This window comes from Pedobacter sp. Leaf170 (assembly GCF_920984665.1).
In the GTDB taxonomy this organism is placed as follows: Bacteria; Bacteroidota; Bacteroidia; order Sphingobacteriales; family Sphingobacteriaceae; genus Pedobacter.
Window position 1 is genome coordinate 844328 of sequence record NZ_CAKLBP010000001.1, and the last position, 16069, is coordinate 860396.

14 protein-coding genes are annotated in these 16069 nt (G+C 31.4%); all 14 read left to right on the plus strand.

Annotated elements, in window-relative coordinates; translation table 11 throughout:
• Nucleotides 1-11: 11 nt before the first annotated feature.
• The 14 genes from LUA90_RS03920 (at nt 12) to LUA90_RS03985 (ending at nt 15985) form a co-directional block, all read left to right on the plus strand.
• Nucleotides 12-872, plus strand: coding sequence for a glycosyltransferase family A protein (locus tag LUA90_RS03920; RefSeq protein ID WP_231490260.1), 861 nt, complete (start codon nt 12-14; stop codon nt 870-872).
• Nucleotides 844-1779, plus strand: a complete 936-nt coding sequence (locus tag LUA90_RS03925) for a glycosyltransferase family 10 domain-containing protein (RefSeq protein WP_231490262.1) — start codon at nt 844-846, stop codon at nt 1777-1779. The genes LUA90_RS03920 and LUA90_RS03925 overlap by 29 nt, the downstream gene beginning before the upstream one ends.
• Nucleotides 1779-2726: a glycosyltransferase family 2 protein gene (locus tag LUA90_RS03930; protein ID WP_231490263.1), complete on the plus strand. Its 948-nt coding sequence runs from the start codon at nt 1779-1781 to the stop codon at nt 2724-2726. The genes LUA90_RS03925 and LUA90_RS03930 overlap by 1 nt, the downstream gene beginning before the upstream one ends.
• A gap of 5 nt (nt 2727-2731) precedes the next feature.
• Nucleotides 2732-3652, plus strand: coding sequence for a glycosyltransferase (locus LUA90_RS03935; RefSeq protein ID WP_231490264.1), 921 nt, complete (start codon nt 2732-2734; stop codon nt 3650-3652).
• Complete coding sequence (locus LUA90_RS03940; protein WP_231490265.1) at nt 3652-4860, plus strand: glycosyltransferase; 1209 nt, start codon at nt 3652-3654, stop codon at nt 4858-4860. The genes LUA90_RS03935 and LUA90_RS03940 overlap by 1 nt, the downstream gene beginning before the upstream one ends.
• A complete protein-coding gene (locus tag LUA90_RS03945; RefSeq protein WP_231490267.1) occupies nt 4850-5893 on the plus strand; it encodes an acyltransferase in 1044 nt (347 codons plus the stop codon). Before LUA90_RS03940 ends, LUA90_RS03945 begins: the two co-directional genes overlap by 11 nt.
• The gene (locus LUA90_RS03950; RefSeq protein ID WP_231490268.1) at nt 5890-8013 is read left to right on the plus strand and encodes an NAD-dependent epimerase/dehydratase family protein; all 2124 of its coding nucleotides are present in this window, start codon (nt 5890-5892) and stop codon (nt 8011-8013) included. Before LUA90_RS03945 ends, LUA90_RS03950 begins: the two co-directional genes overlap by 4 nt.
• Nucleotides 7992-8927, plus strand: a complete 936-nt coding sequence (locus tag LUA90_RS03955) for a glycosyltransferase (protein ID WP_231490270.1) — start codon at nt 7992-7994, stop codon at nt 8925-8927. The genes LUA90_RS03950 and LUA90_RS03955 overlap by 22 nt, the downstream gene beginning before the upstream one ends.
• Nucleotides 8924-10108, plus strand: coding sequence for a glycosyltransferase (locus LUA90_RS03960; protein WP_231490272.1), 1185 nt, complete (start codon nt 8924-8926; stop codon nt 10106-10108). Before LUA90_RS03955 ends, LUA90_RS03960 begins: the two co-directional genes overlap by 4 nt.
• Complete coding sequence (locus tag LUA90_RS03965; protein WP_231490274.1) at nt 10101-11027, plus strand: DUF6625 family protein; 927 nt, start codon at nt 10101-10103, stop codon at nt 11025-11027. Before LUA90_RS03960 ends, LUA90_RS03965 begins: the two co-directional genes overlap by 8 nt.
• A 161-nt stretch (nt 11028-11188) precedes the next feature.
• Nucleotides 11189-12082 carry a glycosyltransferase gene (locus LUA90_RS03970; RefSeq protein ID WP_231490276.1) on the plus strand — a complete coding sequence of 298 codons (894 nt, stop codon included), beginning with the start codon at nt 11189-11191 and terminating at the stop codon, nt 12080-12082.
• A gap of 147 nt (nt 12083-12229) precedes the next feature.
• The gene (locus LUA90_RS03975; RefSeq protein ID WP_231490277.1) at nt 12230-13432 is read left to right on the plus strand and encodes a hypothetical protein; all 1203 of its coding nucleotides are present in this window, start codon (nt 12230-12232) and stop codon (nt 13430-13432) included.
• Complete coding sequence (locus LUA90_RS03980; protein ID WP_231490280.1) at nt 13425-14711, plus strand: glycosyltransferase family 4 protein; 1287 nt, start codon at nt 13425-13427, stop codon at nt 14709-14711. Before LUA90_RS03975 ends, LUA90_RS03980 begins: the two co-directional genes overlap by 8 nt.
• A gap of 20 nt (nt 14712-14731) precedes the next feature.
• A complete protein-coding gene (locus LUA90_RS03985) occupies nt 14732-15985 on the plus strand; it encodes a hypothetical protein (protein ID WP_231490281.1) in 1254 nt (417 codons plus the stop codon).
• Nucleotides 15986-16069: the final 84 nt, after the last annotated feature.

The window sequence follows — 16069 nt, forward strand, 5'->3', positions numbered from 1 at the left end:
ATAAATTTCGAGTGAACTATTTTGACAAAAAAATATCAATAATAGTCCCTTGTTTCAACCATGAGGAATTTTTAGCAGAAACTTTAACATCAGTATTAAATCAAAGCTATAAACACTGGGAATGCATTATTGTAAATGATGGCTCTATAGACCGGAGTGAGCACATTGCTTTAGAGTGGAGTAATAAAGATGATAGATTTATTTATTATACTCAATCTAATCAAGGTGTATCGGTTGCAAGAAATAATGGGATAAAAAAATCTACTGGCTCTTATATTTTGCCACTTGATGCAGATGATGTTATTCACGAAAACTATTTAGAGGAAGCTATTATCACATTTGAAAATAATCCAAACCTAAAATTAGTTTACTGCAATGGCAAAAAATTTGGCTTAGAGAATGAAAGTTTAAATCTGAATAAATATAATTACAAAGATTTGTTGCTAGGTAATATGATTTTCTGTAGTGCAATGTTTAAAAAAACTGACTTTTATAATACAAGCGGTTATGATAATGATATGCACAATGGATTAGAAGATTGGGAATTTTGGATTCGATTTTTAGACGAAGAATCAAAAGTTATTAAATTAGAGAAAGAATATTTCTTCTACAGAATTCGTGAGAACTCCAGAAACACTATTAAATCTGAACTTCATAGAAATGTTAACTGGCAAATTTTCTCAAAGAACATTGACATTTACAAATCTCACTTTATTGACCCAATAAGTCAAATACAACTCAGTCAAATATATAAAAATATGTATCAATTTTCTTTGGATTACAGATTGGGTAATTTCATTATTAATCCATTTAGAAAGATAAAAAATTGGCTTTTTAGTAAAAATGAGTTCAGAAAGAAAAACCCATATTAGGATTAAATTCACTGATTTTTGGCCAGACTTTATACCGGAAAAATCCTTCTTTTATAAAAGATTAGCTCTCAAATACGAGATCGAATTAAGTGATAAACCAGAAATATTATTCTATTCTGTATATAGCACAAATCATCAAAAATATAATTGCACTAAAATACTTTTCACTGGAGAAAATTTACGTCCTGATTTTAAAGATTGTGATTTTGCTTTCAGCTTTGATTATCCAATAACTGAAAGAAATTATCGGTTACCACTTTATGCGCTCTATAAAGATTCTGATACATTAGTTAAAAGAGAATTGAATTTTGAAGAAATATTAAATCAAAAAAAAAAATTCTGTTGCTTTATCGTTTCTAATCCAGATGGTCAATCAAGAAACGAATTTTATCAAGAACTTTCTAAAAGAAGGCATGTAGATTCTGCTGGCAAACTATACAATAATACAGGCTTTGAATTAATTGATAAAATAAATTTCATTAAAGATTTCAAATTTGTTATTGCTTTTGAAAACTCATCGCATCCTGGCTACGTCACCGAAAAAATTTACGAACCCTTCATTTCTAACTGTATTCCAATTTATTGGGGTTCTGATTTAGTAACAAGAGATTTCAACCCAAAAAGATTCATTAATTGCCATAACTATAAAAGTTTTACTGAAGTAATAGATTATATAGAATATCTTGATAATAACGATGCAGCTTATCTTTCTATGCTTAAGGAACCGATCTTCAAGAATGATGAAGTAAATGAATTTGTTAATGAAGAATTTATTATGAAACAGTTGGATAAAATCGTCGATTTTGCACAGAATAAATCATTAATACAAAGATTAATTGAATTCAGAAGATTATTTAAATATTATGTTACTGTCGTAGTTAGAGGGCTTAAACTTAGAAGATATTAATGAGTAGCCCTTTAGTTTCTGTAATTATACCAAATTATAATCATGAAAAATATCTTAAAACGAGGATTGAATCTGTCTTAAATCAAACTTTTCAAGATTTTGAAATTATAATTTTAGATGACTGCTCTACAGATTTTAGTGTAGCAATCTTGGAAAAGTATACAACTCATAAAAAAATATCCTTTTTATTATATAATGAAAAAAATAGTGGTAACACATTTAAGCAGTGGATTAAAGGGCTTTCCCTTTGCAAAGGCGACTACATTTGGATAGCAGAAAGTGATGACTTTGCGTGTAAAAATTTCTTAAAGTACACAGTAAGGAAGCTTAATGCATCGGATAAAATTGGCTGTGTGTTTGCTGAATCTATTTGGATAGATGACAATAATGAGAAAATTGCCAATCCAAAGCACAAATTATCTAGTGTTGCCGATATGGAATCTTCAAATTTTATTATAAATTATATGCTTGACGGAAATTTCATATATAATGCAAGTGCTGCATTGTTCAGGAAAGCAGCTTATATACAAAATAAGGAAACTATAGATAAAAATATAATAAAATATAAAGCATGTGGTGACTGGTTATTTTGGGCATTAATTTTAGAAAACTATTCGATAGATTTAGTTTATTCAAGTCAAAATTATTTTAGAAGGATAGAAAGCTCAGTATCTGCAAAAAGTATAAATAGCATAGAAACCAGTTTCGAAACAATTAATGTTATAGCTTTTATAAAAAAATACTATAAAATAAATCTTGGATCAAAACACATAAAGGCAATAGCCGATAAAATTATAACTGTATACACAGCTGGAAGATTCAATATTAAGGATCATTTCTTTATATACCTGTCTGCCACCAAAATTCATCCATCATTGCCTTTTTTAATAGGCTTCAAAGAATTTAAACGTAAACTATCAAGAATACCGAATCCTTTTAAAGTTTAATTATCTTGCCAGATATTTCTATAATCATTTGTTGCTACAATAGCGCAGAGCGTTTGCCTAAAACTATCGAGCATATTTCCAAAATTGAAAATATCGAATCTCAGATAGAAATAATCATCGTTGATAATTGTTCCACAGATGCAACATCCAAAGTGGCTGAACTTGAACTTAATCGATATTCAAAAAATATAGATTATCATATCGTTCATGAATCAAGACCAGGATTGTATAATGCCAGGAAACGAGGGTGTCAAGTCGCAAATTACGACTGGTTATTATTTTGTGATGATGATAACTGGCTTGAACGCGATTATATCATTAATTTCTTAAAAAACCTAAATGAATATCCGCATCTAGAAATTTTTGGTTGCGGAATATCTAATCCTGTCTTTGAAAAACAACCTCAAAAATGGTTCTATAAATATCAATATTTATGTGCAATTTTTAATATCGAAGAAAGAAAAAAAAATGTAATGATATCAAATTCTATGGAAGTTGAAAGTTTTGTTTGTGGGGCCGGTATGTATGTAAGAAAAGAGTTCATTAACGCTTATTTTAGTGATTATAGGTTTAAATTAGTAGATAGAATTGGTGAAGCTCTATCATCGGGAGGAGACACAGATTTAGTTTGGTTTGCTCTTAGCAACAACTTGCATGTTGGGCAGTTTTCAAACTTAAAGTTGCAACACTACATAACAGCAAATAGAATAACAAAAAAATATATAATAAGGCTTTATATGGGTATAAGTTTTTCATTTGCGCTTTTAGATTACAAATACAAGTCTACAACTAAAAAGCCAAGGGTATTCGAGTTCTTTTATCATTATGTTAATAACTTACTCCACTTCAATTTTTTAATATCAAGATTGATATATGCAGAATTTATTGGAAGGTATAAAGCGTATCGTTACATACAAACAATTTGATGCAAGTACTGCACATCATTTCCAACAAAGACAATAGCGGAGGTACTATTGCGGCATTGAATTTACATGGCGCTTTACAGCAAAAAGGAATTAATAGCGCTGTTTTATCAAGCGCTGAATTGGAGGGTTTTCTGGAAGGTAATGGTTATAGAAGATTTGGCGGTATAGTTGGCAGAATTCAACAAGGGTTGTTAAAGCTTGAGAACCTATTTGCTAAACCAGGATGGATAAATCCTATAGATAAATTCGTTTCGCCCAATATACTCGACAATTATTCGGGCATAGTTCATATCCATGTAACACATGTTGCGCAAATCTCTTTCGATTTAATAAGTAAATTGGCAAAAGGCAATAAAGTTTTCTGGACCCTGCACGATTTATGGCCTTTAACTGCAAAATGCATCCACCCGATTGATTGTGATAGGTACATTAGCAATTGCCATCATTGCCCGAAATTACAAGAATATCCAAAACTAAATTGGGATAACACTCCATACCTTCATCAGCAAAAAAGAAACTTCATCAAACAACATAAAATTCATTTTGTATCTCCATCTAAATGGATAAAAAGCGAAAATGAAGCCTATATTAACACTCTTGATGGAAGAATTTCAACCATACCTCACGCCGTAAATTCTAACTTTAGTAAAGCACTTATTGGTAAAGAAAATATCCGAAAAGAATATAATATCCCTGTAGATGGAGATGTAATTCTATTTCCGCAAGGGCGATGGGAAGACGAAAAAAAAGGGGCAAGCTGGTTCGAAGCAATAAAAACCAGATTAGCAGAATGCTACAATTCAGAGCGCAAAATCTATCTTACAAAACTCACCGGGGATGTTGTAAGATTTAATAAATTAAATAGTTGGTTAACAGAAATGCATTTGCCAGCAACTTCAGATAAGGAAATTATGGCAGCCTATTACCAACTGAGTGATTGTAGTATTTCTTTAAGCGAAATTGAAACGTTTGGTTTATGCGTAGCAGAAAGTTTGGCTTGCGGCGTACCTGTGTTGGCCCGTTCGGCCAAAGGCGTAAATGAGCTCTTAGTTAATGATGTTATTGCTTACACGAAAGATGAATTAGCAGATTATATTTTAGAGCAAAAATGGCAGAAATTTAATTACGAGCCATTATTTTCGAGAGTTGGCAACGATATGAATATAAATAATTGGGCGAAGGCACATATTGCTTTATATGCTTCCTAAATCATTCGAAGAAAGCTACAATTCCAAAGATAATGCTATTGGTTTTATCCGTTTAATTTTAGCCGTCTTCGTAATCGTACAGCACAGTTATGTGCTTGTAGGTAGTGTAGACCCACTCAGCCGAATTGGCTCAATTAGTTTTGGTGCTTTGGGTGTGAATGGATTTTTTATTTTGAGTGGATTCTTAATTACTTCGAGCTGGTTAAATAGTACGAGCATCACAAATTATGTGTGGCGCAGGATACTTAGAATTTTCCCTGCTTTCTTAGTTTGTTTACTGGTTACAGCTTTCATTATAACGCCATTAATTATCATTCTGAAAGGACAAAGTTTAAGTCAAAATATTTTAAGCCAAATGCTTGGATATATTTTTAGAAACGCGTTGCTGATTATCAATCAACCAGATATTGCAAATCTCACAGCTCAATTAAGAGAAAAATCGTTGAATGGTTCATTATGGACTTTATCCTGGGAGTTTCTTTTTTATATTCTATTAGCTATTGGTGGTATATTTGGAATACTAAGTAAAAGGAAATGGGTATTAATAATTTTTACACTATCTTATATTGCCTGCTATTGGATAGACGAATGTAAATGCACATTCTTTTTAAAGTTTTACACCAATGCAAATGTGGCTATTTTACCTTATTACTTTTTAGTCGGTTCAATTGGATTTCTTTTCAAAAAACACATTCCAGATTCGAAAATATTATTTGCTATGTGCACTGCATTGTGGCTACTGGATTTGAAGTATAATCCGCATTATCCACTACATCCGTTCTTTTTACTCTATATTTTACTTTGGCTAACTACACACCTACCAATAAAATCGCTTGAGCGGTTTGGCGATGTTTCGTACGGATTGTATATCTACCACTTCGTGGTTATTCAAACGATTTTAATAAGCTTTAGCCATGAGTTCAAACCTATAATATTATTTTTGATTACTTTGCCAATAGCCTTTGGTTTAGCATATTTAAGCTGGAACTTAATAGAAAAAAGATGCATGAATTTCAAAAGATTAGTCAAATGAAGGATAAGAAGTGGCTGATTATAGGTGGTGGTGCAGTAGTGCAAGCGTACTATCTTAAAGCATTTGAACATCTTGGCTTGCTTAATTCGATAACCATTATTGAGCCAAACCCTGAAACTTTCAAAATACTTGAGGAAAAAAAATTAAATGTTATACAATTTGGTTTTGAAGCATTTTTAGCAGAGACAAAAGTGAATTATGATTACGCAATTATCACTTTGCCAAATCATCTTCATGAAACAGCGATAGCATTATGTGTTGCTAAAAACATTTCAGTTTTATGTGAGAAGCCACTCGTACTGACTACCGCAGCATGCGACAAAATAATTGAGCTTGAGGCTGAAACAAACGGAAATGTCTACACTGGCATGGTCCGTCGGTATATGCCATCATATCTTGCCCTTAATGAGAGCTTAAATCTTTTGGGTAGAATAAAACAAGTTAATATTGAAGATGGTAATTCTTATGCCTGGGTTGCCGATAGTTATGCGGTTTTCGATCCAAAAAACGGTGGCGTATTAGCCGATATGGGCGTACATTATCTGGATTTAATCTATCACCTTTTTGGAGTGCTCCAACCCGTTAAATACGATGATGATTGTGAAGGCGGAGTTGAAGCAAACGTTGATTATATTTTAAAAAATGAAGCGGAGATAGAGATTTCTCTAAAACTTTCGAGAACTGAAAAGCTTAAAAATACTTTTGAAATTATCGGTGCAAACGGAAAACTTTGGATGGAGAAAGATAATTTCAAAAGTTGTTTTTTTTCTTCAGCTGATGACATTGTGCATGTAATAAGTGTAAATAATGCGTTTAGTGATTCATCATTACAATATATATTTGAAGCCTGTTTTGTTGAGCAGCTGATAAAGTTTGCAACCAATGATAAATCTCTTGTAAAAGTTGCAGATGCCAAAGCGGGGATTATGCTTATTGAATGGGCATATAAAAATAGAAAAACGGCTTCAGTAAATACAATTGAAGATAGTTATTTAATTACCGGAGGTACCGGATTTATTGGAACCGCATTAACTGAACGTTTATGGAGTAAAGGCATCCAAAACATAACTGTACCCGTTAGAGGGTACAAAAACTGCGCAGCAATCGCCCGATTCAATATTGATTTACCAAAAGTTAATCTTTTAAATTATGGAACGGTACTCAACATTGTTAAAGGGAAGAAATTTATTGTCCATTTAGCTTACGCCACAGATGGTAAAAACGCTTACAATATTAATGTTGAAGCTACAAAAAACGTAGTAAAAGCCGCATGCGAACAAGGTGCGGAGGCCGTTGTTGTACTGAGTACAATGAATGTTTATGGTTTTCCTGATGGTTTTGTAGATGAAAATTCTAATGGAAAACCTGCCGGTGGAGATTACGGTAAATCAAAAAAAATAATGCAAGATTGGTGTTTGCAATTTGCCAGAACTCAAAAAAAGACCAGAATTATTGTTTTAAATCCAACATGTGTTTATGGGCCAAATGGCAAAACATACACTACGCTACCATTAACACTTGCCAATTCAAATCGTTTTTGCTGGATTGATAACGGCATTGGAAAAGCAAACATTGTTTACATTGATAATTTGTTGGATGCCATCGAAAAATCTTTGAGCGTAAAAAGTGCACATGGTTTAAATTTTATTATTAATGATGATACAATAACCTGGAGAAATTTTCTTCGTCCGTTATTATTAGATAAGGCTGAACAGATAGAAAATCTGGATACAAAAAGTTTACTTTCACAAACTTTTAAAGAGAAAACAAACCTTAAAAAGATTGCCCGCTATTTAGTGGCTAATTATGAATTTGTTTCTTTAATAAATCAACATCCCATTTTAGGAAGTTTGAAAAAAGTGATTTTCAAAAGCATCCCTAAATTTAGAAACAAGTTGGACGGTGAACGTGAAATTGAATGGCATGATAACGGAATTGAAAATCTGAGAAAAGATACTAAGAAACCTTTCAACCCTCCTATCTGGTTAAATGAACTTTTTGGCAATACGAAAAGTGAATTCTCTTCTAAAAAGGCTAAAGAAATTTTAGGTTGGGAGCCTGTAATACCCACTGAAGAAGCATTAAAAATAACTCAAGATTGGCTAGCTCAGCGAAATTAGTTTCCGTAATTATTCCCGCGTATAATGCTGAGCAAACAATTGTTGAGACTTTAAATTCTGTTTATGCTCAAACCTACAAGAATTTAGAAGTTATAGTTGTTAACGATGGTTCTACAGACAACACTTTAAGTATTCTAGAAAAATATTCTAATCCTGTAAAAATACTATCTACAGAAAATAAAGGTGTTAGCCATGCCCGCAGCTTCGGTTTTAAACATGCAAAAGGAGATTATATTCAATATTTAGATGCTGATGATCTACTAAAACCAAAAAAAATTGAGCTGCAATTAGAAGCTTTAATTACACATAATGCTGATGTAGCTTACGGTGATTGGCAAAAATTCAGAGCTGAAAATAATGAAACAATTATCTCTGAAACCATCAAACGCGAAATTGAAGGAGACTTAGAAATCGCACTTTTTACTTATTTCTGGTGCCCTCCTGCTGCAATATTGTATTCCAAAAGCATTTGCGAACAGTTAAAATGGAACGAAAATTTACCTGTGATACAAGATGCAAGATATTTTTTAGATGCAGCAATTGCAACAGGAAAATTTGTTTATACAAATGGAAATATGGCTCAATATAGAACCGGTCAGGCAAATTCATTATCAAAAAAAAACGATTTGAGTTTTGTACGGGATTTGTATGAAAACACTAAAGCTGTTTATGCAGTATGGAAAGTTGATATTAGTATTGATAAAAAAAGGGCAATTATAAAATCTTTAAGGCATTGCATTAACCGGCTGAGTGTTTTGGATAAAGGTTTAGCAAAAGAAGCCATTGAATTTCTGCTTCAAATTGAACCGGATTATTTACCGCCTGAAAAAGGAATGTTGCGCATACTATCAAAGATTATTGGCTACAAAAGCGCAGAAAAAGTGGCTGGAATTAAAAGAGCGATTAATTCATGAAAATTGCTTTGGTAACAGAATATTTTTACCCACACAGTAAAGGTGGAACAGAAAAATATGTTTTGGAACTTAGCAAAAAATTAGTTATCGACAATAATGAAGTTGATATAATAACAATTGCCCCAAAAGACATAAGGAGCTATAATTACGAAGGCATAAATGTTCAGGTAATATCCAATGAAATTGATACAGATAAAGATGTAATATCTGGTTTAAAACCGTCAAATAATTTAAATAACTTTTATAAAACATTGATAGAAGGAGAGTATGAACTTATTCACTTTCATTCTCTCACCACAGCATTTAGTATACATCATATTGCAGTTGCTATCTCTCTTAATCGAATTATTTATTTTACAGCCCATGTACCTTCAGTTACTTGTATTCATGGAGATTTAATGTTGTATGGAAAGGAACCTTGCGATGGAGAAATTTCTAACAATAGATGCATGGCATGCTACGTAAGCAAAAAAGGTTTTACACCACCTTTTGCTCGAATAATAACTAGTTTTGTTCAAGGTCTAAGTTATCCAAAATCTATCTCAACAATCGTTAAACAGAAACAAAAAAACGTTGAAAGCCTAAATAATTTGTGCGATAAGATATTTATATTTACTTATTGGCAGAAGAGGATTTTTATAGCAAATGGTATTGATGAATCTAAATTGTTCATGATACAGCAATCTGAAATTACGGAAAATACAAGTGCACTTATAACATCAGGAATAAAAAAATTAAGAAAAGCTAAAATAGCTTATGCAGGTAGGATTTGTTATGAAAAAGGAGTACACATTTTATTAGAAACTTTTATTAATTTAAATGAACCTAACTTAGAGCTACACATCGCAGCTATAGTAGAAAATGTGGATGATCCTTACATTATTAAAATGCAAGATATATCACAACCACAATCAAATGTTTTCTGGTCTTATAATCTAGATCAGCATGAAATTCAAGATTTTTACAGTAAGGTCGATTATCTCTGTATCCCTTCGATATGGTATGAAACCGGACCATATGTACTCTACGAAGCTTTTAACTATAATTTGCCTGTAATTGCTAATAATTTAGGTGACATGGAAGTTTGGAAAGACAGAGGATATAGTATAGAACTATATAATAATTCAAATGAGCTCTTATTAATATTAAAAAACATTACTTCACCAAATCAAAGTGAGTAGTAAGAAGATTTTATTGATTATACCGTATTTTGGTCCCTGGCCAGAATATTTAAATTTATACATTCAAAGCTGCTATTACAATAAGTGGTTAAATATCCTGTTTCTAACAGATAATGAAATTCCAAAAAAATATCCGCCTAATGTTAAATTTGTAGAAAGTAGCTTAAAGCAAATTTCAAATTTAATATGTGAAAAATTAAACATTCTGGACTATGAATTGCCAAACTCTTATAAGTTATGTGATTTTAAGCCCACCTATGGATTACTATTTCAGGAATATATAGTTGAATATGATTATTGGGCTTATGGAGATATTGACTTAATCTACGGAGATTTAGAAAATAAAATATGTAATGAATTACAAAACAATTACGATTTCATTTCATTAAGAGCAGAAATTTTATCAGGTTCTTTTTGTTTAATAAAAAATACTTTATATAACAATCATTTATTCAAAAAATTAGTGGATTTTAATGAGCTAATTATAAGTGACCAATATGAGGGAATTGATGAAACGAGGCATAATTCAGCGATTTGGAATGGCTTACAAAAGATACAATTACCAAATTCTTCTTTCACGTATTTAATTACAAAAGAAAATGACGAGCTACGAATAAAAGCATCCTTTAAAACACATATTTGTGAGAATCTTGATAGCCGGTCATATATCATTTTTGAAAATAATCAACTTTATTATCAAGGACAAACTTTAGGCTATTTCCATTATGTAATGAATAAAAGAAAGGTTTACTTTAGCTATCCAAAGTGGGAAAATCTTCCTAAGAAATTCTATATTACCGATTGTGGTTTCTATAAATGCTTAGGATTTGCATATTTTTTCGGGCCAATTAAAAAAATCTTCAAAATTAGTGCTCATAATTTAAAAAAGACATTAAAGTATCTAGTTAAGAATAATTAATTGAAGAAATTTTAAATATGAGCAAAGTCATTAATTTGTTTTACCAAGAACCAAACCCTGATAGATGGATTAAATACGACCGTTATCCAAGGCAGATAATTAGAAGAATTATTAGGGGGAAATTTAGACCAGGCGGTGTAATGATGGTTGCCTTGGAATTGATGAAAGGTTTAGATAAACTTAAAATTCCTTACAGATTTAATGACTTTAAGTACGCTAAAATGCACCCCAATGAATTGGTAGGCGTTATAGGAAAATCACAATTAATATTTGAAAGAAAATTCAAAAATCCCATTCTATTCGGTGCAGGTGTTTTTTCTCATCCCGTAGATTGCCCTAATTTATTTGAAGAGTATCCAAATGTTAAAAGAGTATTAGTACCTGGTAACTGGATGAAAACAATGTTTGAGCCTTATTACGGCGATAAGGTTATCTCCTGGCCTGTTGGTATAGATATGGATAAATGGAATCCAAATATTAAAAGCAAAAAGCCAAATATTGATTTCTTAATTTATAACAAAATATTATGGGATAGAGCGGAGAAAGACCAATCTGTATTAGATCCAATATTAGATAGGTTAAAAGAAAAAAAATTCCGTTTCGAAACTATAAATTATGGAAATTATAAGCATGAAGATTTATTAAAAAAATTAAGTTATTGCAAAGCAGTAATTTTCTTGGGAGAGCATGAAACTCAAGGCTTGGCATATCAACAAATATTAGCAACGAACACACCTGTATTGGCTTGGGATAAAGGTGGGTTTTGGATTGATCCGGCATATTTTCCTGAAAGAGTAAAATTTCAACCTGTTTCTTCAGTTCCTTATTGGGACGACAGATGTGGTTTAAAATTTAAGTCGGTAGAAGAATTTGCGGAAATTCTTGAAATCTTTATCGAAAAGTTGAGGAATAAAAAATTTGCACCTCAAGAATTTATTTCTGAAAATTTAAGTTTAACAGGCTGTGCCCAGGAATATGTAAAAATTTATGAACAATGCTCTAATGAATTATTAAATGACTCAGTCTATAATCTTAAAACAGACGATAAAACATAACCAATTACAGGAAATTCTATAAATATTGATTATATGTAATTCCTTATCTACAAATCTGAATTAAAAACTTAATAACAATAGATTCATAACCAAATTAGAATATTTATATACTAATAAGTTGATTGTATTCTAAACGTGTAGATTAAAATGTCTATAAAAAAAATAACATTAATTAGTAATAGTCACCTAGCATCAAATCCCAGATTAGTTAAAGAGGCGGAAGCACTTAGCGATGCTGGTTTTATTGTTAGCGTGATTTTCTTACAGCATATTGCTCAGTTCGAAGCCTATGATGAAGAGATTATTCTAAAGCTTGATAAGGTCAAATTCCATCCAATAAACTTTGGTAGCAAGGATATTTCATCGAGATATTTGAATTATAAAAGGTTGTGGCGTAAACTCTGGTTAAAGAACAATTTTAACAGAGAACTAAGTGAAAACCTATTCTTTACTGAATTTAAAAAAATAATTAAAGAGCATAATGCAGATTTATACATTGGTCACACTTTGCAAGCTTTACCTATAGTAGCATGGGCTGCTAAAAATAATGGAACTAAGTTTGCATTCGATGCAGAGGATTATCATAGAAGGGAAACTTGTGATGGAATACAAAATAATCTTGCTGAAGCTATTGAAAATAAGTATTTAGAAGATGCTGAATACATAAGCACTGCAAGTAAATTCATAAGCGATGCTTATTTTAAGCACTTTGAATTTAAAAAGATTATCACAATAAATAATTTTTTTGAGTATGAAGATTTAAATCAACCGAAGGTAGCAAAAGACACTTCGCCTATTAAAATTGTATGGTTTTCTCAAACGATTGGCTTAAATAGAGGTTTAAAGGAATTTATCGCTAAACTGGCACTATTAAACTCTGATTTATTTGAACTGCATTTAAGAGGGACAAGTGATGAATTTATTCGGGCACAATTACTTGATGAGGTTTCAGTAAGCTGGAAAAATAAAATACTATTTCATGACCAATGCTCTCCTAAAAAATTAAATTTATGGTTGCGAGGTTTTGACATCGGTTTAGCCCTAGAAAACAAAATCCCCATTAATCGTGATATGTGCATTACCAATAAAATATTTCAATATTTTAGTGCAGGTCTGGCCATAATTGCAACACCAACCAAAGGACAAAATTGGGTAACTGACAAGGCTAAAGATGCTTGTATTATGTTAGCCGATAACTCAGATTTAGGCGAACTAAAAAAATGGGCAGAAAATAAAGAAAAATTAGAATATGCTAAGCGTGCTTCTAAAAATGCTGCAAAGGAAATTTTCAATTGGACAATTGAGAAGGAAAAGTTAATTGAAGTAATAAAACAAATTGAGATTGAATAAAGCTTCGGATATAAATATTGTAAAAAACGTCGTAAATCATTCTTCACCAAGTGTTGGCAAATTTAGTACAGAAACTTTAAAAGCCTATGAGGAAGCTGGGATTTTAAAGTATATGTTCACCACTTTGGTTGTTCATCCCGAAAATAAAACTGTTAAATCTTTTCTAAAAATATTTTCATTTATAAGAGTGAAATTAAAAAACAGGTATTTTTCAGAAATCCCGCAAAAAAAAATAAGGCTATATCCTTACAAAGAAATTCTTAGGTTACTGGCTGTAAAGTTCCTAAGCCTAACAGCTGCTGATACGATTTGGGAATGGACGGAATTGAGCTTCGATAAGTGGGTATCAAATAAGCTTGACAAAGAAGTAAAAATTGTTCACTGTTATGAACACGCTGCTCTTTTTACTTTTAATAGAGCTAAAGATTTTGGCTGTTTTAAAATTTTAGAGCAAGTAAGTCAACATCACTCCCATTACAAAAATATAGTTGAAAATCAGTTGAAACTATATCCTTCTCTGCGCTCTAAGTATATTGAGAAAATTTCATTTAAAAGCATAAAAAAAAGAAACGAAAGAAAAAATAAAGAATATGAATTGGCTGACCTAATTATTTGTAATTCCACATTCACGATGAAAACGTTAATTGATGCCGGAATTAACAGAAGCAAAATATTTAAAATTCCGCTAGCCTATCCTGAGACGAATCAGCAAAGTAAAAAAAATATCCTACCAGCTAGGTTCACATTTACCTGCATCGGGTCAATTAGTTTGACAAAAGGCACTCATATCTTGATAAATGTGTGGAGAAAATATTTTTCTGATCTTACTAATGCTAAGCTAATTTTAGCTGGCACTGTTTCTTTGCCAAGAGAATACGTATCTAATTTACCTCCAAATATTGAATATAGAGGATTTGTGAATAAGGACCAGCTTAATGGGATTTATGGTGAATCTGACCTACTTGTTTTTCCAACCTTAGGAGATGGTTTTGGGATGGTTATTACAGAAGCCATGGCTAAAGGAGTACCTGTTTTGACGACTAATAATTCTGCTGGATATGATTTAATTGAAGATGATAAAGATGGGTTTATAATAGATGCGGGTAATGAGGATGCACTCGCCCAAAAAATGCTTTGGATTCTAGAAAATAAATCTATTTTACCAAAAATGAGCGAATTAGTTATTCAAAAAGCAAAAAAATATCAGTGGTTGGATTATAGAAAGCTTTTAATCGAAGAAATTGAAACGAGATATTTGGAATTTATGTCCAAAATGTAAGGCCTAGATAAAAATTAAATTTGAAACGTGTATTAATCATTTCTCCATATTTCCCTCCTGACAATGCTGCTGATATGCAACGCGTAAGAATGAGTTTACCATATTTTGAAAGATTAGGATGGAAGGCAGAAATTGTTTGCGTTGATGAGCAATATACAGATTTAAATAAAGAAAATCTTTTTAGGATTACTATCCCATCGAACATTAAAATACATAAAGTTAAGGCATTTCCAAAAAATGTTACAACTAAATTTGGCATTGGGAGTATTGCAATTCGCTCAATGTGGTATTTTAAGTTGAAGGTTGATCTGCTCTTAAAACAAAACCATTATGATCTAATCTACTTTTCAACTACTCAATATCTGGTTTGTATTTTAGGTTCTTATTGGAAAAAAAAATTTAAAATTCCTTACATTATTGACTTGCAAGACCCTTGGCATACTGAATATTATCAAAATAAACCTAAAACCGAAAGACCAAAAAAATATTGGTTTTCTTACCGATTAAATAAATTTCTGGAACCAATGGCCATGAGAGAGGTATCTGGTATAATCGCTGTCTCACAAGGTTACATCGATGAAATTAAAGTTAGATATACTTCATTAAGTGAAGTCAAATCAAAAGTAATACCTTTTAGTGCGGAGCTCAAAGACTTTCAAATAGCAGACGAAGTAAATGATAAAGTTTATTTTACTGATGAAAAAAAAATAAAAATATTATATGCCGGAGTTGTTGGAAATATTATGGTTGAGAGTATTACCAAAATGCTTACTGCATTTAAAGCTTTACCAACCGAATGGAAAGAAAATGTTGTTTTTTACTTTCTAGGGACAAGTTACGCACCAAAGGGTACTGGAGTAAACTCTGTATTACCCATCGCTAAAAAATTAGGAGTAGATAAATCAGTTATTGAAGTTACTAATAGACTAAGTTATTTTAATACTTTAAGACATTTAAGATTAAGCGATGGATTATTAATTGTTGGATCTGACGAGGTTAATTATATACCCTCGAAAATTTACACTTATATTTTAGCTAACAAACCTATCTTTTCCTTATTGAATTCTATGAGTCCAGGGAATCTTATTTTAACACAATATTCGACTGTATGTAAAGCATATTTAAAAGACAGCCAGCAACATATAAATGCTGAATTAAATAATTTTATCGATACGATAATGAACAACAGGATATCCTGTATAAACGAAATACGGTTTACACCTGAGATTATGGCAAAAGAACAAGTCGAGTTTTTTAATTCAGTTATATGTTAGGGGCACTAAAACGCACATTCATATTTATTCATGAGCATCCGCTAGCAAATAAACATCTTTTAAGAGCCTATATTAGATTTTTTT

Coding starts and splice junctions, on each gene's coding strand:
- LUA90_RS03925 (WP_231490262.1), top strand. CDS start 844: ATGAGTTCAGAAAGAAAAACCCATATTAGGATTAAATTCACTGATTTT.
- LUA90_RS03930 (WP_231490263.1), top strand. CDS start 1,779: ATGAGTAGCCCTTTAGTTTCTGTAATTATACCAAATTATAATCATGAA.
- LUA90_RS03940 (WP_231490265.1), top strand. CDS start 3,652: ATGCAAGTACTGCACATCATTTCCAACAAAGACAATAGCGGAGGTACT.
- LUA90_RS03945 (WP_231490267.1), top strand. CDS start 4,850: ATGCTTCCTAAATCATTCGAAGAAAGCTACAATTCCAAAGATAATGCT.
- LUA90_RS03950 (WP_231490268.1), top strand. CDS start 5,890: ATGAAGGATAAGAAGTGGCTGATTATAGGTGGTGGTGCAGTAGTGCAA.
- LUA90_RS03960 (WP_231490272.1), top strand. CDS start 8,924: ATGAAAATTGCTTTGGTAACAGAATATTTTTACCCACACAGTAAAGGT.
- LUA90_RS03970 (WP_231490276.1), top strand. CDS start 11,189: ATGAAAGGTTTAGATAAACTTAAAATTCCTTACAGATTTAATGACTTT.
- LUA90_RS03975 (WP_231490277.1), top strand. CDS start 12,230: ATGTCTATAAAAAAAATAACATTAATTAGTAATAGTCACCTAGCATCA.